The organism is Acidovorax sp. M2(2025) (genome assembly GCF_049330835.1).
Taxonomy (GTDB): domain Bacteria; phylum Pseudomonadota; class Gammaproteobacteria; order Burkholderiales; family Burkholderiaceae_C; genus Acidovorax.
Genome location: NZ_CP186262.1, coordinates 610,434 through 635,861, shown reverse-complemented (window position 1 = coordinate 635,861; position 25,428 = coordinate 610,434). Strand labels below are relative to the sequence as shown.

The following is a 25,428-nucleotide window of genomic DNA, read 5'->3' as shown; positions in this document are numbered from 1 at the left end:
CCGCTCCTCCTCGCCGAGCCCAGTGCTGGGTACCAGCCCTACCTTTCCGGAGCTACGAAGCACAGACAGGCCTTCACGACAGGAACCGTCCCGAACCCCGGTGGAAAACGCCGCCCATGCGTTCTCCACTGCGCAACTCCGCAAAGCCCGCAGGGTGCAGGAGTCAGGGCTCTAAACGCAGGCGCACAAAACCGATTCCAAGTTTACGTGGATCCCCGTTCACCCCCAATTGTTGAGGTGAAACAGGATTCTCGGGAATGAATTCAATCGCATCGGCGGAACTGTCGCCCAAGACAATCGGCAGACGGGTTTCTGACGTTTCACCCCGAAGCACCACGCGGTGAGTTTGGCCGCCAATACGGACCGCAACCGCTTGCTCTCCATCCCGGCCAAAGGGCCGAGCAGACAGAACCAAGGTGAATTTGGCGGGAAGCGCGGAAAGGAAATCGAACCGGACAACCCTGTCAATATTTGCATCGGACCAGCGCCCCCACGGCTCGGGAGCAGAAATACCCCGGGCATCGCGGATGAATTCGGGCCACGTACTCCGCGTAAAGTCGATTCCCTCCGCAAGGCTGGCCTGGTGGCGTTGACCCAGCCGGTCCGCCCGATAACCTGCCTTGCGCATGATCTCGTCAGCACTGAGCCCCTCGAGCTGCACCTTCGCGCTTTCGTTAAGCGGAAAAAAAACCAGCTTATGCGCGGCATGCTCCAGCGAGGGACCGTAACCAAGCGCAGCCGTCAGTTGCGCAACGATTTCTTCCCCCTTGTCGGCATAGCCACGCCGGTCAATGTAGATTCCCGAGAAACCGAGCCTCCGGATGACCTCAATTTGACGCTCTATCGGCTCCTGCGCCAATCCGCGGAAAAAAAGGTCGCCGGGTCGGCCTTTCATTCCACCATAACTCCAACGCAGTGCTTTTGAATGCACGAATCCTGCCGTCAATCCATATTCTGGCAGTTGATGCTGAGAGGGTGCCTCCGGGAAAGGCATGTAGGGTAGCTGGTAAACCGCCGCTCCCGCTGCTAACTGCCCTTCGATGGCTTGAACGAAAGCGCGGTCGTTTTCAAAGTCACGCTGGGTTTGTGCGTTGCACGAGGGACATGCGGGAGTGGTCTGATCGTAATACACCAGCACCGCAAGAAGCATCGCGACAGCGGCAAAAACCATCCTGCTGCGTTGCGGAGTCAAATAACGCTGCAAAAGGCTCTGCAACAGGATCAGAAACCCTGCAATAGCACCGAAGGCAATGAATACACTTATCCGATTCCAGCCACGGATTGCCGGGGAAACGATATTAGCGAAAAGAGATCCAAGACCACCCACCGTGCCAAACAGGAACAGAACCAGCACCACAAGCGCAAGCAAAGAAATTCTGTCGTCAACCCTGCCGCCTGCAACGCGAACTACCAAAGCAGCGAAAAGGACCAGCAGACCGATCGCGCCGATCATGCCCAGGGTCGCAGTAACATTCTCGTTACTAAGAGGGGTCCCTCGGTTGTATCTGCTGGTGATCTCTGCCAAATGCTCGTTGCGATGCGCCAGGCGGGGAATAATGAGTTGGGTCAATTTCAGACCGTAGATTTCCGCCTCCGCCGGAGAGCGCTGTGCAACTTCTGGGTTTGCTCCATCCACACTCCGGTGAGCAATATTTGGCAGAACATTCAACAGCACGCCGACAGCGACTATCGCTCCACAAGCGGACGCCCACCACAAGGGCCTCAAACTCCTGCGCGCTATCGCACCGGCCGCGCCAGCAACAGCAAGCACGATCACGCCAAACAAGGCGTTGTACACGCCGAAAGATGCAACAGCTATTAATCCTATGATCAACAGAACTATCTTCCTCGTCGACGGTCTTGGAGTCGACTCTGTCGCATCGAAGCAGCGGAAGCCCAAATAGAAAAAAACCGGCACAACAAAGTACCAAGTATAAAAAAGGTGCCTCAGACGAAGAAAATGAAACGGAAGAAAATCAAACGCAAAAGCCCCTACCAAAGCCAGCGCAATCGAGAGCCCGAGCTTTCTTAGTACCAGGTACGAAGCCGCGAATGCAACAGCAAACCCCAGCAGAAAATACAGGTTCATGGCAGCGGGGAATCCCCCACCTGCCATGCCAAGAATTTTCAAAAGCAAGTGGCTTGCAGCATCAGACCCGGGATAATCCAGAAAAAGAGAGCCAAAAGGGTAGCCACTTCGGGGATTATCGAAGAGCCAGCCTTCGATGACACGCTGGGCCATCCAGGAGTGGAAAAGACCGTCACCCGCATAAGAAAAAGGCGTCGACAGTATCGGCAGCCCACCGCCCGACATCAGCAAATAGGCGACGGCGAATGCAAAGAGTGCTCCGCCAGCCCAGTACACCCACTCTGAACGCAAGACCTCCCCTGTCGCCGTGGCCAGGAGGTCATTTGGCTTTTGTTTTACATCACTCACTATCGGCGCCGTTCTTTATTTCACCCAATTCAATACACTTATCCGACTCAATCTTCTCAAAAGAAATTACCATCCGAGCAGAGAAGCACGCATCTCCAATCTCTTGAACGGTACTTCAATCAAAGTTGACTCTTTCCGCCTCGATGACGAGGGGCATATTGCGCACTTTCGTATGTATCGATCCAATATACTCGCCAAGCAGCCCCATGAAAAAGGTTTGCACGGCAGCAAAAAAGAAGATTCCAATGATGATTGGAGCGATCCCCAGCTGGAAAGAATTCCAAAAAATAAATTTAGCCAGCAAAAAGCCGATCGCCACCAAGAGGCTCAAAAAAGACAGCACAAAACCGCCCATCGTCATCACTCTAAGAGGAATCTTGGAGTGATTTGTAATTCCCAACATCGCAATATCAAAAAGCGTGTAGAAATTATTGCTAGTGATGCCTCGCTTGCGCCTGGGCTGCTTGAATGGAACCGTTGCTATTGGAAAGCCTATTTCGCACAAAAGGCCGCGAAAATACGGATACGGGTCGTTCAACGTTTTCAAGACGTCCAACACAACTCGGTCAAAAAGCCCCGCGCCCGTCGCATTTTTCACCTGCGGGACCTCAGAAATTTTACTTATTGTATTGTAGTACAGCTTTCGCACAAAAAACATTCCAGGCGACTCTTCGCTCTCTGGTTTTACAGCCAATACCGTTTTAAACCCCTTCTCCCATTTTTCAATGAACTCCGGGATCATTTCTGGAGGGTCTTGGAGATCGGACGCAATCAAAATCGCAGCATCCCCCTTGGCTTGCAGCAGCGCATGAAAGGGCGATCGAATGTGCCCAAAATTGCGAGCATTGACTATTATCTTTACCCGCTTATCAGCGGACGATATTTTCCGCAATTTTGCTACAGTATCGTCTTGCGAGCAATTATCTATGCAAATATGCTCGTATTCATAAGGCAATTTTGCCATGACAGCAGACACCCGCTGGCACAGCTCTTCAATATTTTCACCCTCATTGTAGCAAGGCGTGACAATACTTATCAGTTTATTCATGATTAAATACAAACTTTTTTTGGAGCACAAAAGCCAACAGCGCACAGGGAAGCAGCATCACCGCCCCACCCCAAAACGGACTTATCTGAATTCTGGCGAGCAACGCGATTCCGGCAACATTTATTGAATAAACAACGACGTACACCAGGATAAATCGAAATATCCTCTTGTTGTCATGCGACCTGAAGACAAGGGTCCCAAAGGTCTTAAAGTTGAACAAAACCCCCAGAACCGTTGCCAAGGCAAGTGCAAGGCTGTAGTGAAGATTGATCGCCAGGAATATTGCAAACAACCCATAGCCGAACGCAGTATTCAGCACACCAACAGCCAAGAATCGCAAAAACTGGTTTTGCATTTCGATGCCCTACGGCTCAAAAGCACGAGGGCCGTGGCTGAAGAACATGAGCAGCCTCGTCCAGCACGGTTTGCAATGAACTTTTCGAAGGCACATAGCCGAAAGCTTCTGCACGTCGATTGCGCGAAAAATAGTTCATCTTCAGCCCTGTGGCATTAATACCTGCCGGCGCCTGCGAGACCTCATAATGCAGGCCAAATCGGTCTTTCATGGATTCAAGCAGCGTGAATTTATCCACCGGATCCTGGGTATAACAATCCACCACATCATTGGCGGCAGGCGCCGCAAGGCTTCTGGATATCAACTGAAAGAAATCATCGGGCCCGATGTAGTCGCGAACAATATTGTCCGGCGATGTCACCAATATTTCTCCAGACTGAATAGCACGAAGCACATCAGTGATGAAAAATCTTGCCGACATATCTTGCGTGCGACTGAAATAGTTGAATACCCGGACATCCACAATAGGAAGATGTGTCAACGCTCGGTGGCGACACTCGGCATGCAACTTGGCTACGGCATACCAATCTTGTGACTTGAGGTGGTTAATGGCAATACTTGCACAACTGCTGGCGTCGACAGGATGCTCAAAGTTTGAGCCATAAGCCGCACCGCTGCTCAAGAAAACGTATCGGCAATGGGGATGCGCGTGAAGATAGTTGAGCGCGATCTGGTCAAATTGAAGGGTGACATCCAGGATATCTGCCCCCATCTTGGCGGCTGCCGCAGGATTTCCGACGCCGACAAAGTTGATCAAGGCGTCGAATTCTTGCTCTGCACTAAAGGACGCGTAATCCCCGACGTGGGCCACTGCGGCATCTGCACGGTCCCCCAGCAATATCGGGAGTGCCACCGGACGCCGTGCATACAAGAACAGTTGGTAGCGCCCCGATTCGGCCATCCGCCTGATCAAGTCTTTCGCGATTTGGCTGGTCGCGCCGAGAATAGCAACACGCATGGTCAATCTTTGGGCTGACCACAGAAGGCTGCCACTCGGGCCTGGACGGCGGGCGCATCCAAACTGAACTCACGCAATAAATAGGCGTGGGTACCGCAATGTTCCGTGAATTTGTCCGGTACCCCGATGCGCAGCACGCGGACTGGCTGATGTTCGCTGGTGATTTCCACCACGGCAGCGCCCAGGCCGCCCAACACTGAATGCTCCTCCAGGGTGACCAAGCCTCGGCATTCGCGAGCTGCGGCGCACACGTCGTCAGGCAGCAAGGGTTTGAGCACTGGCGCGCTCCACACGGCGAGGTCGAGCGTCTGCGCAATGTCCAGGGCGGTCCGCGTCATTGATCCCGTTGCAATAAGTCCGGGTTGGTCTGCCCGGCCATCGCGCACCTTGAGCAGGCGCCCAGCCCCCAGCGCACCCACAGGCCCTGCGTGGACGTCGCCACGGTCCGATTTGCCCATGCGCAGATAGACGGGGCCGTTGTCCGCGTAGGCGTAATCCATGCACGCCGTCATCTCAAAACGATCGGAGGGTGACAGCACGGTCAAGCCGGGAATCGAACGGGTGCATGCAATGTCTTCGGTGGACTGGTGGCTTGTACCCAGGTGGCTGTACACGAGCCCAGCACCGTCGCCCAGTAGTACGACGGGCAGATCGTCATGGGCAATGTCGAGTTTGATCTGCTCAACCGTACGGACGGGCACAAATGCCGCAAGACCGTAAACAAAAGGCCGAAAGCCCACCCGGGCCAAGCCCGCAGCCATGCCGACCATGTTTTGTTCGGCGATGCCAGCATTGATGTATTGCTGAGGGCATTGCTTGCGAAATTCATCAAACAGCGCATAACCGTGGTCCCCGGTCAGCAACAGCACTTTCGGGTCTGCGAGCGCCAGTCGTACCAAGGCACTGGAGAAGGCCTCTCTCATGGGCGCACTCCTGAAAAGCCGAGTGCATCCATGGCCTCGGCAAATGTTTTTTCGGTCAACCGGGTGTAATGCCAGCGGTTGTCTGACTCCATGAAGGGCACGCCTTTGCCTTTGACCGTGCGCGCAATCAGTGCCTTGGGTTTGCCGGTGCCGGTTTGCCACAGCTGGCGGATGGCCGCGTCAATGGCGGCTTCGTCGTGGCCATCCACCTCGAGTGTTTCAAATCCAAAGCTCAGGAACTTGGCCGACAGATCCCCCAACGACAAAACGTCATCGGTAGTGCCCATGGCCTGAAAGCCGTTTTTGTCAACGATCAGCATCAGGTTGTCCAGGCCGTGGTGCGCTGCCACCAGCGCCCCTTCCCAGATGGGTCCTTCATTGAGTTCACCGTCCCCCACGATGGCAAAGACTTTTTGGTCGGTACCCTTGCGCTGCAAGCCCATGGCAATGCCAACCCCCACGGAAAAGCCATGGCCCAGTGATCCCGACGTGACTTCCAGGCCCGGCACGCGAGAGTCCGACAAGCCCTTCAATGCGCTGCCATCCTTGAAGTAGCCTTGGATATGGGCATCGTCAAGCCACCCCAGTTCGTGCATGCAGGCGTATTGCGCCATGACGCCGTGCCCCTTGCTGAGCACGAGATAGTCGCGCCCTTCTGCTCGTGGATTGTTTCCTGGGTAGCGCAGGTGGCTGCGGTAGAGCACCGTCAGAAGTTCAATGATCGAAAATGCACAAGCGATGTGCACCGTCGATCCTGCGTACGCCATGTTCAGCACCGTCTGGCGCATGCGGCCGGGCGCAAACCGCTGATCGCATGCTTGTGGGATGGGCATCGTCACGGGGCCGTCCTCAAAAGTTGACGCCGAAAAACTCTTCCAGCTTTTCGGCGATGTAGTCCAGCTGTTCTTCACCCAGCCCCGGGAACGTGCCAAGCCAGAAGGTCTGGTTCATGACGATATCGGTGTTGGTCAGCTCACCGCTGACCCGGAAGTTGCGGCCCGCCATATAGGGTTGCTTGGTCAGATTGCCCGCAAACAAGAGGCGCGTGCCAATCTTGTTTTGTTCGAGGAAATTGATCAAATCGGTTCGCTTGACCCCCGCGGTCTTCTTGAGCACCAGCGGGAAGCCGAACCATGAGGGCTCGGAGTTCGGAGTCGCTTCTGGCAGGTGCAGAAACTGCTCGACACTGGCCAGACGGTTCTTGAGGTAGGTGAAGTTGGCCCGCCGCTTGGCGATAAATTCGTCTACGCGGTCCATCTGCGCCAATGCGCAGGCAGCCTGCATGTCGGTGATCTTCAGGTTGTAGCCGAGGTGGCTGTAGGTGTACTTGTGGTCGTAGCCGTCCGGCAGATCGCCACCCAGTTCTTTCTTGGTCCAGCAAAACCGCTTGTCGCAGGTGTTGTCCTTGCCGGGTGGGCAGTAGCAATCACGTCCCCAATCGCGGAACGATTCAGCGATCAGCTTGAGCTCCGCATTGTTGGTGAACACTGCGCCGCCTTCGCCCATGGTGATGTGGTGCGCGGGATAGAAGCTCAATGTGGCGATGTCGCCAAAGGTGCCCACCAGCTGGCCGTTATAGGTCGCACCCAGCGCGTCGCAGCAGTCTTCCACCAGCCACAGGTTGTGCTGCTTGCACAACGTGGTGACCACTTCAAGATTAAAGGGATTGCCCAGGCTGTGGGCCAGCATGATGGCCTTGGTCTTGGGCGTGATTGCGGCCTCCAGCTTGGTCACGTCAATGTTGTGCGTGGCCAGGTCCACATCGACAAACACCGGCACAGCGCCAAATTGAATGATCGGGTTGACCGTGGTGGGGAAGCCGGCGGCCACGCCAATCACCTCGTCTCCTTGCTTGATGGCACGGTCCCCCAACTTGGGGCTGGTCAGCGTAGAGAACGCCACCAAGTTGGCGGACGAGCCTGAGTTCACAGTGATTGCGTACTTGACGCCCAGGAACTGCGCCAAGCGCTGCTCGAACATTGCGTTGAAGCGGCCGGTGGTCAGCCATCCGTCCAACGAGGCCTCAACCATGAGCTGCAGTTCCTTGGCACCGATCACCTTGCCAGACACAGGTATTGCGCTCTCCCCGGGCACAAACGCCTTGGGCGTGTAGGCGATGTCGGCGTATTGCTGCACCAGGTCGCTGATCTGGCTGCGCAGCTTGTCAAGCTGCGGTTGAAAATTGATGGTTGTCGCGTTCATAGTACGGATTCGTATTGATTAATCTGGGTCAGACAAACGGTGCGCATATCCTGTCCTTGCAACCAGGCCTGATGCCACTCGGCAATGCGTTCGAGCGCGAGCTCCAAGGACCAGCGGGGGACCCATTGCAGGCGCTGCCGTGCTTTGGAAATATCCAGCTTCAAAAAGCTGGCCTCATGGGGATGGTCGCCAGGCTGCAAGGTCCAAGTTGCACCACGACCCCAGTTGTTGCACAGGTGTTCGACAATCCATTGCACGGGGCGCGCATCTTCGTCACGCGGGCCAAAATTCCAGCCCTCTGCATCGAGTTGCCCAAGCAGGTACAAGCGCTCTGCCAACAGCAGGTAGCCCGACAGAGGCTCCAGCACATGCTGCCACGGGCGAATGGCGTGTGGATTTCGGATCAGCACAGGTTCACGCGCTTCCAGGGCACGGAGTATGTCCGGAACAAGCCGGTCCAGCGCCCAATCGCCTCCTCCGATCACGTTGCCCGCGCGGACGGTTGCCACCGCAATGCCCGCATCCTTGAGAAAAGACCTGCGGTAGGCGGAGGTCACCAGTTCCGCGCACCCCTTGCTGTTGGAGTACGGATCGTGGCCGCCCATGGGCTCATCTTCACGATAGCCCCAAACCCATTCACGGTTTTCATAGCACTTGTCCGTCGTGATGTTGACGATGGCTTTGACGGAACCCGCATGACGAGCCGCCTCCAGGACGTGAACCGTACCCATGACGTTGGTGGCATAGGTCTCGACAGGTTGGTTATAAGACAGCCGGACCAGCGGTTGCGCAGCCATGTGGATAACGATCTCCGGCTGGAACTCGTCCATTTGTGACTTCACGGCACCAAGATCACGGATGTCGACGATACGGTGCTCCATGCCGTCTGCAACACGTGCCACGTCAAACAGCGCGGGATTGGTCGGCGGCTCCAGCGCAATTCCACGCAACGTCGCCCCCATGGATTGCAGCCACAGGCTCAACCAGCTGCCTTTGAATCCGGTGTGACCGGTCAGCAGGACGCGTTTGCCGCGCCAAAAATCGGGATTGGTTTGTTCCGCCACGTGCTTCAGTTCCATTTTTTCCAGGGAGCCGCCCCGCTCGCCCACAGCTTTTCCAGGGTGTTCTTGTCATGCAAGGTGTCCATGGGCTGCCAAAAACCGTAATGCGGATGCGCCATCAATTCGCCGTCTGCAGCAAGTTGCATCAAGGGGTCTTGCTCCCAAATGGTGCTGTCATCCTTGAGGTACGAAAGTACCTGCGGGGACAAGACAAAAAATCCCCCGTTGATCAGCGCTCCATCACCCCGAGGCTTTTCCTTGAAGCTCTTGACCTGGCCGTTGTCAATGTCGAGCGCACCAAAACGGCCGGGGGGATAGGTGGCCGTGAGTGTTGCGGCCTTACCGTGCTTGTGGTGGAACGCGATCGTGGCCGCGATATCGTTGTCCCCCACGCCATCGCCGTAAGTCAAGCAAAACGCATCGTCGTTCTTAACATAATCGGCAACACGGCGAAGGCGTCCGCCGGTCATGGTGTTTTCCCCCGTATCCACCAAAGTCACCTTCCAAGGCTCGGCACGCTTTTGATGCACCTCCATCTGGTTGACCTGCATATCAAAGGTGATATCGGACATGTGAAGGAAGTAGTTGGCGAAGTACTCTTTAATCAAATATCCTTTGAAGCCACAGCAGATGATAAAGTCATTCACTCCATGGTGCGAGTACATCTTCATGATGTGCCAGAGAATTGGCTTGCCACCAATTTCTACCATCGGCTTTGGACGCACCGATGTTTCCTCGCTCAAACGTGTACCGAGCCCCCCGGCAAGAATGACTGCTTTCATAGCTTAATCCACTGTAAATTAATTGGTTGCCGAACACACAAAGGCATCGGAGTAAAAGCGGTTTTCCGGCAAGCCCGCTTGCTTCAGCAAATGCCCTGCATCACGGATCATGGGATCGGATCCGCAAGCATATACAACAGCATTTTTCAAATCGGGCTGCAATGACAACAGCACCTGCTGGACATGCCCTCGCGCACCCTCCCAATCAGCCCCGGCGCGAGACAAGACAGGTATGTATCGATGCTTTACAGAGACAGCCGTCAGATCAATATACAAGTCTTGGCGCATGCGACCGCCCCACAAGACGGTTACCGACTTGGGCTGCTTTTCAGCGGGCAAGTCAGCAATGGACTCAAGCATGGCTTTGACAGGTGCAATACCGGTGCCCGTCGCCAGAAAGATCAGATCCACTCCGGCAAACTCTCGTAGGAAAAACGTCCCCAAGGGCCCATGGAGGCGAAGCAGATCATTCACCTTGGCTTCGCCAAACCAATAGCGGGACATCACACCGCCGTCGACACGCCGTACATGAAGCTCCAATACCTGCTGTTCGGAACGACAACTGGCAAGCGAATAGCTGCGCCGAACGCCATTCGGACCAATAACATCAACATATTGGCCCGGAACAAAGTTAAAACCACTTGTCGGGGGCAGCCGCAACTTTATCAATGCCACGTCGGGGGCCAAAAGTCTGATTTCGGCGATCTTGCATGGCAGTGTTCTGGCCGCGGGTAACTTGATATCTCCGAGATCATCGATATTCAAGAGAACATCCGACTGGGCCGCCCGAACGCAACTCAGAATCCATCCCTCATCTCTTTCTTCATCTGTCAGACCTGATTCTGGATGAAGTGCCACGGTTGAACCCTGCAGAACCTTGCACTTGCAAGTACTGCAACGCCCCGTTTTACAACTATATGGCAAAGAAAAACCGGCCGACATCGCCGAATCAAGGATAGAGCCGCCCTCTTTCGCCAAAAAACTGATACCAGAATGAAGCGCAATCGTCGTCAACTTATTTACCTTCGCCGTGAATAATATTTTTTTCAAAGCGCATTCAAAAATTTTCGGGAATTTTGAGGGATGGCTTGGCGTTCACACCTGCATTTTTGCTGCGTTACCAATGCATGGCGCATCAGCATCATGGGCGCTTTTTTTTTCATTGGAATTGATGCCTTGGTCATCGCAACAGCAAAGATCATCCTGGCGACTTGCATCACGACCGATTCCCATTACCCCTCTTGTCAAATTGTTACCAATCTTTTCCCCGCCACGGACCCCACTGTATTTCTGATCCTCTTTTATCATTCTAAACGGGAGGGTGGACAGACCTAATCGCCGCAGGCCCCCTTCATCCTCGTTTGCCAGCGAGGGCGAAGATAAAAAGAGGTTGCGCATCGCGCGAGCCCGTTCGGGGAGGAAGGCTCGATCACCGAAAAACGCATCCGCGACAAGCTTGCGGCTAGGCAACAAGAGTGCGCGAAGGCGCAGCTCCCGCTCAATGCCCTCACCCCACAGCAGTGGCAGGGCGGGACGGATCATCCGGAACACGGTCAAGCAGAGCAGCTAGTGCCACAGCAACACTGCGTCGTGATGCCGCCCGGGAACCGCCGAGGTTTTTTGCCCTGGAGGTCCGTGCCAGCTGCCGAGCTGGCAGACAACCCGCCGACGAAGACCGCAAAGTTGTCCGGCGCCCCAAGGGGATAGTTGAAGCCAGCCGGGAACACAAAAGAAAAAACCCCAACCGGGAATGGTTGGGGTTTCAATAGTGGTGGCTGGGGCTCTACCGAAAGAACGCCGTAACCTGTTGTCGCAATTGAATTTGCGACTTTCATGGAACGGGAGTTGCCCCCAGAGTTGCCCCCAGCCCTGCTTTGTAAGCGCCCTGATTGGGAGGCGCGATTCTACATACAGGCGCGCGCTTGGACGGTCCGCAAACCCCTCAAAGCCTACAAACCCCACCAGTCGGCCCCGGCGCGCAGGCCACAAAACCGGGCCTCTGTCCTTTTCACTTGCTCGCGCTTCGACGGTCGGTAAACCCTCCAAAGCCTACAAACCCCACCAGCCAGCCCGGCCTGCTGGTCTGCGAGTTGCCCCGCTGCTTTTTCACTTGCTCGCGTTTCGTCGGAAAAAAACCCTTCAAAACCCACCAAACCCTACCAGGCGCCCCCGGTCGGATGGCACACTGATACTGTGTTTAATCACAGTTCCCTGGCAATGGCCAGCAGGCTGCACGGTATCCATGCCCAAACGAATCCTCGAAAAAACCTCTCTGGAAGTCTCCCGCCTGCGCAGCGATGGCTCTTACGCCGTGGGTGGCGTGTCGGGTCTGTATCTCAAGATCGAAGGCGGCTCACGCGCCTGGGTGTTGCGCTATGTGCACGATGGCCACCGCCGCCGCATGGGCCTGGGCAGCTATCCGCTGGTCGGCCTGGCTGAAGCGCGCGAAGCCGCCCGCAACGCCCTCAAACTGCGCCTGGGCGGTGTTGACCCGCTGCAGGCCCGCCAGGCCCAGCGCGAAGCGGCCCGGCAAGCCATAGCGCGGCAGGTGCGCTTTGATGACGCGGCCGAAGCGTTCATTGCCGAACACGAAGGCACATGGCGCAGCCTCAAGCATGCGAAGCAATGGCGCAGCACCCTGGCCACCTATGCATTCCCCCATATCGGGCACCTGCAGGTGGCAGACATCGGGCAGGCCCACGTGCTGCAGGTGCTGGCGCCCATCTGGAAGACCAAGACAGAAACCGCCTCGCGGCTGCGCGGCCGTATCGAGCAGGTGTTGGACTGGGCCACGGCCCATGGCCACCGCACTGGCCCCAACCCTGCCCGCTGGCGCAGCCAGCTCGAACACATCCTGGCGGACCCGAACAAGCTGGCGCCCGTCAAACACCACGCGGCCGTGCCCGTGGCCATGCTGCCCGACACCTACCAGCGGCTGCTGGCCATGGATGACCAGAGCGCCCGCGCGCTGCGCTTCTTGATCCTCACGGCCGCACGCTCGGGCGAAGTGCGGGGCATGGTCTGGAGCGAGGTCGATCTAGAGGCAGGTCTGTGGACGGTGCCCGCCGAACGGATGAAGTCCAACAGGGAACACCGCGTGCCCCTGTCACGCCAAGCGCTGGAACTGCTCAGGGCACAGCCGCGCATCCCCTCGGTCGAGCATGTGTTCCCCTCCAACCGAAAAGGCCCGCTGTCCGATATGACCCTTACGGCCTTGATGCGGCGGCACGGACTGGCAGCGGTGCCGCATGGCTTTCGCTCAACGTTCAGGGACTGGGCCGGGGAGATGACGCGCCACGCGCGCGATGCCGTGGAGCTGTGTCTGGCCCACGCCATCGACACCCGGACCGAAGCCGCTTACCGGCGCGGGGACATGCTGGAAAAGCGCGCCGCCATCATGCAGGACTGGGCGGACTATGCTGTGTCGGGATGCCCTCTGCATGCGGAGGTGGCGTCATGAAAATGCCCTGCCTCCATTGCAAATCGAAAACAAAGGTTCATTCCGGCGTGCAGGTTGATCGCTATGCCTGGGAGCACATCTTTTGCTGCTCGAATCCCTATTGCGGCTGCACATTCGTTGTGCGCAGCGAGGCTCAACGGATCTTGCGTCAATCAAAAATTCCGGACCCCACTGTGACCATCCCCGTATCCACACGCGCCGCCAAGCGTCAGGAGAACAAAGCAAAACGCGAAGCGGCCGCAGCAGCTTTAAGCAGCCCAACCGCGGACACTGAGGCTAACGCGAGTCGGGAGTGCAGGCGTTGCTAACATGGCCGCAATCGGCCACAACGGACGTACATATGACTCTCGCCGTGGCCGAAGTAACGGAGAGCGGGTTCGCAGTGGCATAACCCTGTGCTCAACCTCGCTCTGTTCAGTCGATGAACGCAGCGCGATAGAGCCACATGGGATAGCTCTACGAAGTTAGGAGACACAACTCATGCACTCGCTTCAACAGTACGCACAGGCCGAATTCGGTGCCACGCGGGTCGAACTCCGACGCTCACCAGCTCAACATGCCGTGGTCAGTTTTTATGCGCGCCAGGACGCAGCCATACGAATCGCAGCGAGCAAAGCCTCGGTCGCGCCCGCATGCAAGGCTGGCTGCGCCTACTGCTGCTACTACAAGGTTGAAGCGCGAGCAGCCGAGGTACTCGCAATTAAGAACTTTGCACTCTCACGGTTCTCCCCTGCTCAGCTTCAAGCAGTCATTGAACAGGCTCAACGCAACGTCTCCCAGGCCAAAGGTCTAACACACGCTGAGCACTTGGCTACGAACCAGCGTTGTCCCTTTCTTCAAGAAACCCGATGCTCGATTTACGAAGTCCGGCCGTCAAAGTGCCGCGCCTTCCATGCTGCAGACGTAGAAGGCTGCAGAGCTTCTTATGAGCATCCAACGGATATGACCATACAAAATAGCTTCATTCCGGAGATCTTCGACGCGGCGAATGGAGTGGCCGAGGGTTTTTATGCAGCTCTGGAACATGCCGGCATCGATTCCACGGTGTACGACTTGAACTCAGCCTTCGTAGAAGCGATCCAGAACGCCGCAGTGTCGAAGCGGCTCAACTCCGGCAAGAAGGCGTTTCTCAGTGCAACCGTCGTCACAGTGAGGGAAGACGGTGCCGCGCACTAACCGTTCATGGCAGTTTGCAGCCACATATTCGCAGCCCAGCCACGCAAACTCCTGGCCATTTTCCCAACAAAAAAGCGCGAAGCAGCCACCGCCACTTCGCGCTTTCTCTCGCTGACCCTTCGCCCTACAGCACCATCTCCCCCCCACACTGCACCTTGTGAATCTGCGCAGGCGTCAGCACATCCTGCGCCGTCAGCGCCCCCAGGTCGAACACCCCCAGCGCCTCCACCTGCGGCCGCGTGCCGTACTCCGGCAGCCCTTCGGCCATGGCCTTGAGCCCATCGAGAATGAACGCCCACCGCGCCGCCACCATTTCCTCGCGCATGGCCGCAGAGCTGGGCGGGCGCCCCATCGAATCCTCATGCACGCTGGTGCTGCAGGGCGCATGCGCCGCCAGCGCCATGGCCCTGGCCACCGCTTCCCCGGCCTCCTGCAGCACCTTGTAGCCCTCGGCCCGCGCGTGCGCCGCGTAGGCCCGCTCGTACGCGGCCGCATAGGTGTGCGCCTGCCTGCTGGCCTCGGCCGCGAGCGCCTGCAGCTCCTTCGCTCCCTTGGCCTGCGCCACCCGCATCACCTCGGCCATGGCCTGCGCATCGTTCTTGCGGTTGAGCGCACTGCGCGTGGCTGCATCGCTGCTCTCAAACCCAGCTTCAGAGAACGCCTTGTGGAACGCATCCGAAGCCGCGTCGGCTTCCGCTTCCGCCGCCTCGATCTTGCTGCCCAGCAGCTCCTGCGCCGCCTTGGCCTGGGCAAACCTGGGGCCTGCATCGTTGTCGTAGGCCGTGCGTGCGCGGGCCAGCTCGGCCAGCGCTTCGTGCAGCGCAGCCTGGGCGCTGCGGGCGTGTTGTTGAACATCGAACGTCATGAATCACTCCTTGTGGACTGGGGTTAAAAAAACACGCGGGAAGAAAGGGTGGAAGGCGGCGCGGCCGCAGGCTGTGGCGGTTCCTCGGGTGCAAGCCACTGCGCAGCGCCGCAGCCCTCCAGATGCCTGCGGACCACCTGCTGCGCGGCCGGGGTCAGCTTCGGAATCAAGGCGCGCACGGCCTCGCGCAACTGCTGCAGATCGCCCTGCTCCAACTGCATCGCATCAATGCGCGCCTGCAGCGCCGCAGCCGTGCGCGTGGCCTTGTCGAGCTGGGCCGCGAGGCGCTGCACCTGGGCCACGCTCTCGCGCTCCTGCGGGGTGGCGGGCACCACCGCGCGCAGTGCCTGCAGCTCGCGCTGGCGCTTCTGCCGGTGCTTCCGTTGCCGCTCCGCCTCGGTCATGGGTGTGGGTTTGCTGGTGTGCATGGCCTGTCAGTACGGCAAGGCGCAGAACCGATGGCAGCGCTGCAGCACATCCTTGTGCGGCGTGTACCACTCGGGCACACCCGGCAAGCGTCCTTGCGCGGCCATGGCGCAATTGCCCTTGCGCTGCAGGTGGTAGCAATCGCGGCAGCGGTGGCGGTCGTCTTCCAGCACATCCACGGCCGCAGCCGACAGCAGCGCCAGCAGGCCGCTCTTGTGCTGCCGGATCAATTCGCTGGCGGCTTCGTCGAGCCACACGGCGGGCCACACCTGCAGGTTGCCCTCGGCCGTGGCCGACAGGTGCAGGCCCTTGTGGCGCAGGCGTTCCAGCAGCGCGGCGGCGTTCTTGGTATCGCTCATGCTGCGGCCCTCAGAACGTGACCACATCGTCGGCCGCAGGCATCGGCCGCAGCGCTGCCGACTGATGCACCGCCCAATGCAACAGCCCTGCCCGGTGCCCGATGCGCACAAACCGTTTGCCATCCACGATGCGCCCCTGCATGCGCTCGATCCAGCGGCCCAGCATGCGCGAATTGATCTTGCCCGCCTGCCCTGCTATGTCATCCATGGCCATGGCCAGCAGGGCATCGGTGTCGCTGCGCCGGATGGCCCCGCCCACCGTGGTCTGGTCGGGCCCGAAGGCCGCAAACCACGCCTCCACCAGCGCGCGCAGCTTGGTGGTTTCGGGGTCTTGCTCGAAGGCGCGTGCAGCGGCCTCCATGGGGTCGGCCAGCATTGGCAAGCCCTGTGCTTCGGGTGTTCCTGCCAGGGTGGCCACCTGCTGCGCCAGCCAGCAGATGGGCTGTCTCACCAGATCGTCCCAATGCTCAAAGCTGGCCGTGCGCCCTTTGGCCATCTTCGGGCGCCCTGCGGTGATGTAGGCCCGCACGATGGTCAGCGCCGCCACCACGTAGGCCAGCCGGTCGGTCTGCACCATCTGCGCGGGGTCAAACGAGAAGTCCCGCGTGTAGGGCGTCTCGCTCTGCGCGTCGATGCGCGCCGTCAGCACGCGGCGGCAGGTGTCCGAAGTCATGCGCAGGTTGTTGCCCGTGGCGATGAACAAGGCCCGGTTGGGCAAGGTGATGGTTTCGCTACTGCCCAGCACCCGGTCGGCAAACGTGGGGGCCGTCAGGAAGGCATCGAGCGATGCAGAGCCCAAGGGCTCGCGCACGTTGTCCCACAGCACCACGCGCTGGCCTTCGCGCAGCACCGCAAACAGGCGCTTGCGGGTTTCTTCGTCGGTGTCAGCCGGGGGCAATATCGAAGGTTCAGAGCCCATGGCCAGGATGCCGATACAGCGGGCCAGCAGGGTCTTGCCGCTGCCTGCGGCCGGGGCATCGAACCCCACGCCGGGCGCAGTGGGCAGGCTGGCGCGCAGTGCGGCCGACAGCAGGCCATGCAGGGCCACGCCGTTGGCCACGGCATCCACCAGGGGGAACAGGGCCAAAGGCGCCCAAAGGAAGCGAAGCGCTGCCAGGGCATCCTGCACGCTCGGTTTGACCGGCACACGCGGCGGGTTCGGGTGTTCGCAATAGAACAGCAGGCCGGAGTTTTCATCATGGCCAGGGCGGTCCAGAATGCTGCCGTCGATGCGCAAGGTGGGCGCCGTCACCACCGCCACCAGCTTCTTGAACCCGCGCTCGCCATGCTTGGCCAGGATGGCGCGGGCCACCGACAGAGGTGCATCCTCGGGTCCTTCCTCGGGCGCTTCCTCACCATCGGCTTTTCTGCGGTGGCGCATGGAGTAGAACTCGCACACCCGGCCCATGTGGTCCGTGAGCCAGTCGGGCGTGACGGGCCGCGCCTTGCCGTCGCTCACATACGCCACCGCCCCTTCGCCATAGTCGAACAGCTCGCCCCTTTCCTGCAGCACGGCCAGCACCGCATCGGTCGTGGCCACGCGCATGCCGCGCCCCACCTGAATGCGCGCACTCTGGCGCAGCAGCTCGAAGCGCATGCCGCCATGGCGGTGCGTGAACAGATAAGGGCGCTGGCCGCTCTTGAGGTTGACCACGGCCACCCGCGTATCCGTGTCCGGGTCCAGCGGGTCGGCAAACTGGGCGTTGTGCCAGCGCTCGGGGCGGTCGAGGATTTCTCCGACGGAGACGGGCTTGCCCTGCTCTGCCATCAGCACGAAGTCGCCCATCAGCACCCGCTGGGCGCTGGCGCGCTGCAGCACGTCGCGGGCCTTGTCCACGGGGATGCCCCGGCGCTTGGCCAGGGCCGGGGCGTTCGTCGCCACCCAGCGTTCGCGCTGCGCTGCGCACTGGCCTGCGAGCTGGGTGCGGGCCGCTTTCTTGAGCGCCTGGGCTTGCTTGTGGGTGTCGGCGTCGTGCGGGATCAGCGCGAGGTCGAACAGCGCCAGAGGGTCGCCAAAGATGCGCGGCGCGGCGTGCGGCCGCTGCAGGCTCTTGCCCAGCAACGGGGGCGCGCAGAAGTCCAGCCGCTCGGGCTGCCACACGCTGGCGTCGATCAGGGTGCGCTCCAGTGCCTGCCCTGCCCGGCCTACGTCGAACCAGCCATGGCCTGCAGCCCAGAGCAATTGCACCAGGGCGCGCCCGGCCTCGGGGATGCGCGAGGCGTCGCGCACGGGGATATACAAACGATGCCGCGTGAGCGCCGACAGCTCGCGGCCATCAGCAGTGCACACGCCTGCGGAACAGCTCGGGCGCCACAGCATGGGCGCATCGGCCAGAGCTGGGCAGGCTTCTATCAGGCGCTGGCGGAACACGTCCGCACTCAGCTCGCCATCGGGTGCGCCGTCATGGTCGAGCATCATCACGCCGGGGCCTACGGGGTAGGCAAAGTGCTTGCGGGTGCGGGAGATGGCGCCCGGTGTCTCTGCCACTTCGCGCTCGGGGACGATGGGCACGGGCTTGCCCACGCTGCCATCGCACACGCCCCAGCTAGTGGCCTGCGCGGGGTCGAGCTTTTCCAGCATATCTGCCAGTTCCTGCAGGCCGTGCGCCACGGCACGCGATGCCGTGCCGCGCATCATGTTGGCGGCGCTTTCCTTGTGCAGCGTGCCATCGGGGGCCAGGGTCAGAACCTTGGTCAGGCGGTCGGGGACTGTGGCGGTGTAAACGGTGAATTGCAGGGCGCCAGCGGGTGGCACGGATGGGGTGGGTTTTGCCGCGCCCGTGCTTGGTGCGCTGGCCTTCTTTGTAGCCATGGTGGGGTCGTTTTCTAAAGCCGGGTGGCGGTGAATTGGGGGACGGTGTGGACGCCTTCGGCGTGGGCCATGTCGGCCCCCATCGGGAAGACGTGCAGGCCGCAGGCGCTGGCCTTGCGGGCCAGCTCGGCGGCGCTGCGCCATTGGCCGGGGTCGCGGGTATCGATGAACACATGCAGGTGTCGCAGGCCACGGGGCCAGCGCGCATGCGCCAGTAGTGATGCCTCGGGCACGGCCCAGACGGGCATGCGTGCGGCCTGGGCGATGCGCAGCGCGGTGGCGATGCCCACGGCCATGCCCATCACGCGGCTGGTGCTGTCTGCCAGGGCCAGCCGCGCGCAGGCACCCAGCGCGGGGCCAGCCTTGCCGGTCAGCTTGATGGGCGCGGGCACTGGGGCCAGCGCTCCATCGGCCGCAAGGTAGATGCGCTGCAGCGCCACCGCATGGGGCACCGGTGCGCCGTGCAAGCCGCGCGGGTAGGTGTCCACCTCGAACAAGGCCAGCAGCGCTGGGAAGCGGCCCAGGCACACCGGCTTGCGGTCGGCCTGCATGTGCCAGCAGTCGAGCGCGGGATGCAGGCGCAAGGCTGCCGGCCATGTACCTTGCGCGGCACCGCTGCGGGCGAGGTAGCGGCCGGCCGCATCGTCGACCGACACCGGCCGCGCCTCTGCCCACAGGCTGGCGATGCGCGCCCGGTTCACTTCGTAGGCGTGCCTTGCTCCTGCTGCGCTCATGCTGGCTGGCCTTCCTGCACCAGCACGGCGTGCAGCGCATCGAGCATGTCGTCCATGGCTGCGGTGCGCTCGGCCATCGCATCGGCCAGCACGCGCAGCGCGGCGGCGAGGTTTTCTCCGGTGAGGGTGTCGGCCGCGCAGGGCGCCATGTCGGCCACGGCCTCGAACGCGAGCTGGGCTTGGCGCATGTGGGTGTGCTGGTCGGTGGCGTCCATGGCGAGATGCCTTGCGCGGTCGTCTGTGTGGCGTACCCCGGTGGCCGTGCGCAGTGCGTCGATCCGCACGCCAATGGCGTCCAGACGCTGCTCCATGGCGTCGCTGTGCAGATGCAGCAGTTCGCCCAGGCCGTCCATGTTGACGGCGGCGTGTGGGTTCGTGGCGCCAGCGGCCAGCGATGCAATGGCATGGCAGGCGCGCAGCACGGTGCGCAGGGATTCGGTGAAGTCCTGGGCTTCAAGCACCAGTTGCGACAGGCAAAGCTCCGCCTGCGCTGCCGGATGGGCAGCGTTGTGGGTGGTCGTGTGCATGGTTACCCCTCCAGGCTCAGGGCCACGTCCAGGCCGCGCAATGCGGCCAGGGCCTGCATCACCTTGCGGCGTGCGCGGGCGGCGTCCACATGCGGCTGGCGCAGGTGGTGCAGTGCGGTGCCCAGCGCGTTGTGCGCAGTGGCGTGCAGCTGGATGGGGTCGGGGGTGCCCGGTGCGGGCGAGGATGTACGCGCGGCGATTGCGCGTGCGTGAGTACGGTCAGCCATGGTGGCCTCCAAGCGGTCGATTTGCAACAACCACCGCACCCAACGCCAATTGAGGGCGGCAGCTCGAACAGGTTGGCGTACCGGGACCGCTTGCGCTGACCGGCGAGCCTTGCGGCTCCCTGCCCGAGCCGCCAAAAAAATGGGGCACGAACGAACAAGCCGCAGGTACTCTGCGGGAGTGACTGCGGCTTGCGTCGCAGCGGTCTTCGGGACGCCAATCCCGATCACGCCTTTTTTTGACGTGACGGGGCAGTGTAGCGTGCGAGGGGGCTGTGGGACAAGGGCTTGCATCGTGAAGTTCCTCACGGTTGGGCGCTCAATTGCCCGGCGCCGCTGCGCTGGTGTTCCGTTGATCGCGCATGCGCATTCACCAGCGCCTGCGGGGACTGCGGCAGGTTGATGGATGGGTCGGGCTTGCCGGAGGGTGACAGCGTGCGCACGGCTTCGGCCTGCACGACGAAGCTGTAACTGCATTCCGGGTCTTCACATTGGTAGATCAGCTCGCGCAGCGTAGGCGACAGGCCCCGGCTGGTGCGGGTCTTGGTCTTGCCCTTGCAGTGGGGGCACAGGAACATCATGCGCGTGGCCATCAGAGCACCCCCATGGCAGATGCCAGTGCGGCCCGGCCTGGCTTGGCGGACTGGGCTGGTGGAACTGGTGGTGTAGCACCCACCGCAGGACGCGCGGCGATCCAGGCGTCCACCTCTGTTTCGCGCCACGCCACGCTGGTGCCGTGCAGTTGCACAGCGCTGGGGAAGTCTCCGGCCTTGACCTTGGCGTAGATGGTGCTGCGGCCGAGGCCCGTCATAAAGCACACATCGTCAATACGTAGCAAGCGCTCGCGGTACGGGCGCACATCGGACGGGCCGGGACCGGCCTGGATGGGTGTGGTTTGCGTGGCTGTTTTCTGCATGTCCCTATGGTCTTGTGTGGACTGCTGAAAGCCAAGAAACCTATGCTGTGGCTGCGCTCCCCACAGTTAGTGGCGGGGGAAATGGGCGGAAAAACGACGCGCGCCGTGGCTCCGCGTGGTGCGGTGCAATTCAAAAAATCAGGGGACGTGAGAGTGCGCGCCGCGGCGCGCTATGTGCGCATCAGCGCGCCGATGACCACGCCTCGGCCCGTCGCTGGGCATCGCGGGCCATGCGCTGCGAGGTGGTCACTAGGGTGTCGATTTCTGCGAGGTGTTCGGGAGACAGCAGTTCGTCCACCTCACAGGCCGCTTGGCCGGATTCGACCTGAAACACCAAGGCCAGTGCGCGACCAGTGGCCATGGCGCAAAGGTACGTGAACGCAACCAAGCCGCCCACCAGGGCGAGCAGTCCAAGCGCGGCCACTATGACGATGAAGGCAGTCATGACGGGATGGTAGCGCAGGGCTGACTTGGTGGGTTTTCTGCCGAAATGCGGACGGTTGGCCTGTGAAAATCATTGATATTTTCAGAATGCAAAGCACTCACTACAAATTTTGCAATTGACTCCACCTCATTCCTTTCTTCCCTGGCGATCCTTTTCCAAAATTAGAAATTCAAAATAGAACAAAATTTTAATCAGATGATGCAAATTATGCATTTCCCTAAAGAGCACGAGAATCATTCTCATAAAATCCAAAAAATACATCGTCTCCCCAGCCGTTTGGGAAATTCCCCCACCATTGGGATAATACCTTATTAGCTGCGTCACCTCATCATAGTGAACATTGTTGTGCGCAATTGAATTTCGAACACCAGCATCAACCGCATCTTTGTCTATATTATAAAAACAATCATCGAGATACTTAAACTTATCCGAGAGCGTTTTGGCAGCAAACTTCTCCAAAGAACTTAGAGCCCCTCCATCCACCTTTTTAAAATCTTCAAAATCACCACGCTTAATAATATTATTAATCCCAGCAATAAGTATCAACTGACGCCCAAAGACTTCGACAATATCTTTATACAAATCCTTATAAGATTGAAAATCTTTTGTTGAAATTCTTGCGGCAGTCTTCGCCTTCTCATAGTCGCCTTTTAAGTCGAGAAATAGAGCTGGCCGAAGCGCCATCTCAGCATGATAGATTTCAGGATAAATCTTTAAGCAGTCCTTCTGAAGATTAGCCAAAAATCCTGCTTTAACAATCGCGTCAACGAACCTCCCCAGCGCAGGCTTGGGAAGTTTTACACTGAGATCACTAAAACCATCAACTACGTCCTTCACCTCGCCAAAATTCACAAATGGCAGAAAAACAAAACTCAGAAACTGATAAAGCGTTGCATTTAAATCTTGTGGCTTCAATGATGGCCCTTGATCTCTTTCAAGAAAATCGCTGACGCGCTTTTTAAATAGCTGCTTATTGTTTCCGCCGTATAGGCGAATTATTGTTTTTATTTCATCAGCCTTGTTGTGAAAGTAATTTAATTGATTTAATCTCTCATTATGAAACTGCATCTTTAAAACCCCCATCATGGGATTTTCATCATCATGCAATTCCTGCGATGCATACATAAATGGAGTAAGTCCTGGAACGTACTCTCCAAATCTGACAGGAAAATCCAGATGCAAATCAACAAATGGATTCGATCCATCAAACATCCTTCTAGGCTGGTTATCAGAAGGCCGACATGATTCAAATGAAAATTTCGATTCTGGCGCATCAGAAATATCCAGCGTTATTCTCATCAGCGATCCGCAATGTGGGCATGCAAAGCTCAACGGTTGGATTTCTCGATTTGAATAACCAATGCGGCAATCTGTATCTTCATTGCACACCTTGCAAGTCATCGTCATATTTGTATTCATTACAGAAATTCCTGTCGAAATAGTTGAAAATAAACAGTGCTAGGTGGCATTTTATGCAACCGATGGTATCCATCTACTCTCGAAAACACAGCACTGATTCTCTAAAGTTTGCAAAGCCAACGCCACTCTGCGCCAGTGGAGTTTGTAGGCTTAGAAGGGTTTGCCCGCCCTCGCAGCGTAAGCCCAGGTTTTGACCAATCCGCAGACCGGCATGCTGCAGAGGTCTCCATGCAGGGTCAAGTTTTAGGTGCAGCGCCGTCTTCTTCGAGGTCTCAGGCCGCGCTCCTTGGTGGGGTTTGTAGGCTTTGAAGGGTTTACCGACCGTCGAAGCGCGAGCAAGTGTTTTGCCCAAGGCACCGGCCTGCACCCTGCAGGAACCAGCAACAAATCAAATTCCATACACCGGGAGATGCCATCTGCAAAACCTTCCGGATGGTCGCCGCTTGGTGGGGTTTGTAGGCTTTGAAGGGTTTACCGACCGTCGAAGCGCGAGCAAGCGTTTTGCCCAAGTCGCCGGACTGCACCCCACTGGAACCCATATCAATTCAAATTTGAGATACCCGAAAAGAACTACCTACAAAGCCTACAAACTGGTCTTCATTGGTGTGTTTGTAGGTAGTTGATTCCAAGTATTTCTAGTTTGAAGAAAGGTTCTTCCCGTTACGTCACAGGCTCCGGCGCCACCCGGCCCACGGCCTCAATAGTCCGTCGATTCCCGACAGTGAAAGCGGCCCTGCAGCGCCCCGCAAGCCCTCGTCAGGCTTGGCGATGCACCCAGGCGGCACCCCCGGCGAAATCAACGCACGAAGCGAGCGGGCGCGGCGGGGTCTCGACAGCGCGCCAAGGGTCGAACCCGCTCCGCCCTGCCTGCGGCTTGGCTCGCCCTCCCCCCGGCTGTCCAGTCAGTGCGCTGGCACCTCGGCGCGTAGTTGGTCGAGGTAGTCGGCCCAGAGCTGCATCATGGCCACGCGCTCCGCGATGAACTCGGTGCGGTTGTAGGCCCGGCCCAGACTGTCTTTCACCGAATGGGCGAGCTGCGCTTCCACCACTGACTCAGCCACGCCCAGGCGCTCTACCAGCATGGTGCGTGCGGTCGCCCGGAAGCCATGGCCGGTCACCTCGTCGGCACTGAACCCCAGGGCGCGCAAGGCGGCATTGATGGCCGCGTCGCTCATGGGGCGCGAGTGGGTGCGCTCGCCACGGAACACCATCACGCCGTTGCCGGTGATGGGCTGCAGTTCTTCCAGGATGGCCACGGCCTGCCGCGCCAGGGGCACCAGATGCGGTTTGCCGTACAGCTTCCCGGCTTTCTCGCGCTTCATCCGGGCTGCAGGCACTGCCCAGGTTGCGGCCGCCAGATTGATTTCAGGCCATTCACCTTGCCGCAGCTCCCCAGGGCGCAGCAGCAGCATCGGCAGCAGCTTGAGCGCGGCGTTCACCACGGGAGTGCCACGGTAGGAGTAAATGGCACGCAGCAGCGTGCCCAGGCGCTCTGGCGAGGTGATGGCCGGGAAGTGCTTCACCATCGGCCGACGGAGCGCGTCTTTCAGGTCGCGGGCCGGGTCGCTGACGATGCGCCCCGTGGCCACGGCGTACCGGAACACCTGCCCGCAGTTCTCCAGCGCCCGATGGGCCGTTTCAACCACTCCCCGCCCTTCCACGCGGCGCAGCACTGCCAGGACCATCGGCGGGGTGATGGAGGTGATGGGCTTGGCGCCCAGCCACGGGAAAACATCGACCTCCAGCCGACGCATGATCTTCTGGCCATACGACGCGGACCAGTCCTCTTTGCGGGTTTCGTACCACTCCCGGGCGATTTGCTCGAAGCTGTCAGGCGGGGGCAGCCCTGCAGCCTCGCGCGCCGCGTCGGCTTCGTCGGCCTGGGTCTGCACCTTGGACGCCTTGCGCACGTCGCTGGGGTCTATGCCCTGGGCGATCAGGGCGCGGGCTTCGTCCCGCTTGTCGCGGGCGGCTTTCAGCGATGTGTCGGGGTAGGTGCCCAGCGACAGGCGCTTCTCGACACCCGCAATCCGGTACTTCAGGCGCCACCACTTCCCGCCGCTGGGGGCAACTTCCAGGTACATGCCCTGGCCATCGGTCAATTTCTGGGTTTTGGGGCCGGGAATAACGCGGCGAATTGCGGTGTCTGTCAGAGGCATTGGGGGCAACTTTTGGGGGCAGCTGACCCAAATTTAGCAGTTGCCCCCAAAGTTGCCCCCAGAAGGTGCTGGCTTGGCATGGACAGCCGTGGACGCGTATGGACAAAAAAAATCCCTAAGCGCTTGATTTGCTTAGGGAT

At 59.3% G+C, this 25,428-nt stretch carries 25 protein-coding genes; 2 read left to right on the top strand and 23 right to left on the bottom strand.

All coding sequences use genetic code 11. From position 1 onward, the window contains the following. Positions 1 to 163 precede the first annotated feature (163 nt). From ACOYR3_RS02935 to ACOYR3_RS02885, 11 genes are all read right to left on the bottom strand, one after another. Complete coding sequence (locus ACOYR3_RS02935; protein ID WP_422845009.1) at positions 164 to 2,437, bottom strand: DUF7024 domain-containing protein; 2,274 nt, start codon at positions 2,435 to 2,437, stop codon at positions 164 to 166. 115 nt (positions 2,438 to 2,552) lie between these two features. Then, positions 2,553 to 3,485: a glycosyltransferase family 2 protein gene (locus tag ACOYR3_RS02930; RefSeq protein WP_422845008.1), complete on the bottom strand. Its 933-nt coding sequence runs from the start codon at positions 3,483 to 3,485 to the stop codon at positions 2,553 to 2,555. Beyond that, entirely contained in the window at positions 3,478 to 3,840 is a 363-nt protein-coding gene (locus tag ACOYR3_RS02925; RefSeq protein ID WP_422845007.1) for a GtrA family protein, read from the bottom strand. The genes ACOYR3_RS02930 and ACOYR3_RS02925 overlap by 8 nt, the downstream gene beginning before the upstream one ends. A gap of 16 nt (positions 3,841 to 3,856) precedes the next feature. Beyond that, the gene (locus ACOYR3_RS02920; RefSeq protein WP_422845006.1) at positions 3,857 to 4,798 is read right to left on the bottom strand and encodes an NAD-dependent epimerase/dehydratase family protein; all 942 of its coding nucleotides are present in this window, start codon (positions 4,796 to 4,798) and stop codon (positions 3,857 to 3,859) included. A 2-nt stretch (positions 4,799 to 4,800) separates the two neighbouring features. After that, positions 4,801 to 5,721, bottom strand: a complete 921-nt coding sequence (locus tag ACOYR3_RS02915; RefSeq protein ID WP_422845005.1) for a transketolase family protein — start codon at positions 5,719 to 5,721, stop codon at positions 4,801 to 4,803. Next, positions 5,718 to 6,554 (bottom strand): transketolase, encoded by an 837-nt coding sequence (locus ACOYR3_RS02910; RefSeq protein ID WP_422846514.1) that lies wholly within the window; start codon positions 6,552 to 6,554, stop codon positions 5,718 to 5,720. Before ACOYR3_RS02910 ends, ACOYR3_RS02915 begins: the two co-directional genes overlap by 4 nt. Before the next feature lie 16 nt (positions 6,555 to 6,570). After that, the gene (gene rfbH / locus ACOYR3_RS02905; protein WP_422845004.1) at positions 6,571 to 7,923 is read right to left on the bottom strand and encodes a lipopolysaccharide biosynthesis protein RfbH; all 1,353 of its coding nucleotides are present in this window, start codon (positions 7,921 to 7,923) and stop codon (positions 6,571 to 6,573) included. Then, the gene (gene rfbG, locus ACOYR3_RS02900) at positions 7,920 to 9,002 is read right to left on the bottom strand and encodes a CDP-glucose 4,6-dehydratase (RefSeq protein ID WP_422845003.1); all 1,083 of its coding nucleotides are present in this window, start codon (positions 9,000 to 9,002) and stop codon (positions 7,920 to 7,922) included. The genes rfbH and rfbG overlap by 4 nt, the downstream gene beginning before the upstream one ends. Beyond that, positions 8,993 to 9,766 (bottom strand): glucose-1-phosphate cytidylyltransferase, encoded by a 774-nt coding sequence (gene rfbF, locus ACOYR3_RS02895; RefSeq protein WP_422845002.1) that lies wholly within the window; start codon positions 9,764 to 9,766, stop codon positions 8,993 to 8,995. The genes rfbG and rfbF overlap by 10 nt, the downstream gene beginning before the upstream one ends. Positions 9,767 to 9,784: 18 nt before the next feature. Continuing rightward, the gene (locus ACOYR3_RS02890) at positions 9,785 to 10,780 is read right to left on the bottom strand and encodes an FAD-binding oxidoreductase (protein WP_422845001.1); all 996 of its coding nucleotides are present in this window, start codon (positions 10,778 to 10,780) and stop codon (positions 9,785 to 9,787) included. A gap of 81 nt (positions 10,781 to 10,861) precedes the next feature. Further along, positions 10,862 to 11,308: a hypothetical protein gene (locus ACOYR3_RS02885; RefSeq protein WP_422845000.1), complete on the bottom strand. Its 447-nt coding sequence runs from the start codon at positions 11,306 to 11,308 to the stop codon at positions 10,862 to 10,864. Between the two features lie 700 nt (positions 11,309 to 12,008). Here ACOYR3_RS02885 and ACOYR3_RS02880 point away from each other — a divergent pair. Both ACOYR3_RS02880 and ACOYR3_RS02875 read left to right on the top strand, forming a co-directional pair. Continuing rightward, positions 12,009 to 13,226 (top strand): tyrosine-type recombinase/integrase, encoded by a 1,218-nt coding sequence (locus tag ACOYR3_RS02880; protein ID WP_422844999.1) that lies wholly within the window; start codon positions 12,009 to 12,011, stop codon positions 13,224 to 13,226. 480 nt (positions 13,227 to 13,706) lie between these two features. After that, the gene (locus ACOYR3_RS02875; RefSeq protein WP_422844998.1) at positions 13,707 to 14,402 is read left to right on the top strand and encodes a YkgJ family cysteine cluster protein; all 696 of its coding nucleotides are present in this window, start codon (positions 13,707 to 13,709) and stop codon (positions 14,400 to 14,402) included. A gap of 124 nt (positions 14,403 to 14,526) precedes the next feature. Here the strand turns inward: ACOYR3_RS02875 and ACOYR3_RS02870 are convergent, their stop codons facing one another. The 12 genes from ACOYR3_RS02870 to ACOYR3_RS02815 form a co-directional block, all read right to left on the bottom strand. Next, positions 14,527 to 15,267 carry a hypothetical protein gene (locus ACOYR3_RS02870; protein WP_422844997.1) on the bottom strand — a complete coding sequence of 247 codons (741 nt, stop codon included), beginning with the start codon at positions 15,265 to 15,267 and terminating at the stop codon, positions 14,527 to 14,529. A gap of 23 nt (positions 15,268 to 15,290) precedes the next feature. Next, complete coding sequence (locus ACOYR3_RS02865) at positions 15,291 to 15,695, bottom strand: hypothetical protein (RefSeq protein WP_422844996.1); 405 nt, start codon at positions 15,693 to 15,695, stop codon at positions 15,291 to 15,293. 6 nt (positions 15,696 to 15,701) lie between these two features. Next, entirely contained in the window at positions 15,702 to 16,052 is a 351-nt protein-coding gene (locus ACOYR3_RS02860) for a hypothetical protein (RefSeq protein ID WP_422844995.1), read from the bottom strand. 10 nt (positions 16,053 to 16,062) lie between these two features. Beyond that, on the bottom strand, positions 16,063 to 18,864 hold the full coding sequence (locus tag ACOYR3_RS02855; protein ID WP_422844994.1) for a hypothetical protein: 2,802 nt from the start codon (positions 18,862 to 18,864) through the stop codon (positions 16,063 to 16,065). 14 nt (positions 18,865 to 18,878) lie between these two features. Beyond that, positions 18,879 to 19,598 (bottom strand): DUF7146 domain-containing protein, encoded by a 720-nt coding sequence (locus tag ACOYR3_RS02850; RefSeq protein WP_422844993.1) that lies wholly within the window; start codon positions 19,596 to 19,598, stop codon positions 18,879 to 18,881. Beyond that, complete coding sequence (locus ACOYR3_RS02845) at positions 19,595 to 20,125, bottom strand: hypothetical protein (RefSeq protein ID WP_422844992.1); 531 nt, start codon at positions 20,123 to 20,125, stop codon at positions 19,595 to 19,597. Before ACOYR3_RS02845 ends, ACOYR3_RS02850 begins: the two co-directional genes overlap by 4 nt. Positions 20,126 to 20,127: 2 nt before the next feature. Further along, a complete protein-coding gene (locus tag ACOYR3_RS02840; RefSeq protein ID WP_422844991.1) occupies positions 20,128 to 20,352 on the bottom strand; it encodes a hypothetical protein in 225 nt (74 codons plus the stop codon). A 302-nt stretch (positions 20,353 to 20,654) separates the two neighbouring features. Next, on the bottom strand, positions 20,655 to 20,942 hold the full coding sequence (locus ACOYR3_RS02835; RefSeq protein WP_121729912.1) for an ogr/Delta-like zinc finger family protein: 288 nt from the start codon (positions 20,940 to 20,942) through the stop codon (positions 20,655 to 20,657). After that, positions 20,942 to 21,265 (bottom strand): helix-turn-helix transcriptional regulator, encoded by a 324-nt coding sequence (locus ACOYR3_RS02830; RefSeq protein ID WP_422844990.1) that lies wholly within the window; start codon positions 21,263 to 21,265, stop codon positions 20,942 to 20,944. The genes ACOYR3_RS02835 and ACOYR3_RS02830 overlap by 1 nt, the downstream gene beginning before the upstream one ends. A gap of 181 nt (positions 21,266 to 21,446) precedes the next feature. Then, a complete protein-coding gene (locus ACOYR3_RS02825; protein ID WP_422844989.1) occupies positions 21,447 to 21,710 on the bottom strand; it encodes a hypothetical protein in 264 nt (87 codons plus the stop codon). 126 nt (positions 21,711 to 21,836) lie between these two features. Continuing rightward, positions 21,837 to 23,129, bottom strand: a complete 1,293-nt coding sequence (locus ACOYR3_RS02820) for a hypothetical protein (RefSeq protein WP_422844988.1) — start codon at positions 23,127 to 23,129, stop codon at positions 21,837 to 21,839. 902 nt (positions 23,130 to 24,031) lie between these two features. Beyond that, the gene (locus ACOYR3_RS02815) at positions 24,032 to 25,288 is read right to left on the bottom strand and encodes a tyrosine-type recombinase/integrase (RefSeq protein WP_422844987.1); all 1,257 of its coding nucleotides are present in this window, start codon (positions 25,286 to 25,288) and stop codon (positions 24,032 to 24,034) included. Between the last annotated feature and the right edge of the window lie 140 nt (positions 25,289 to 25,428).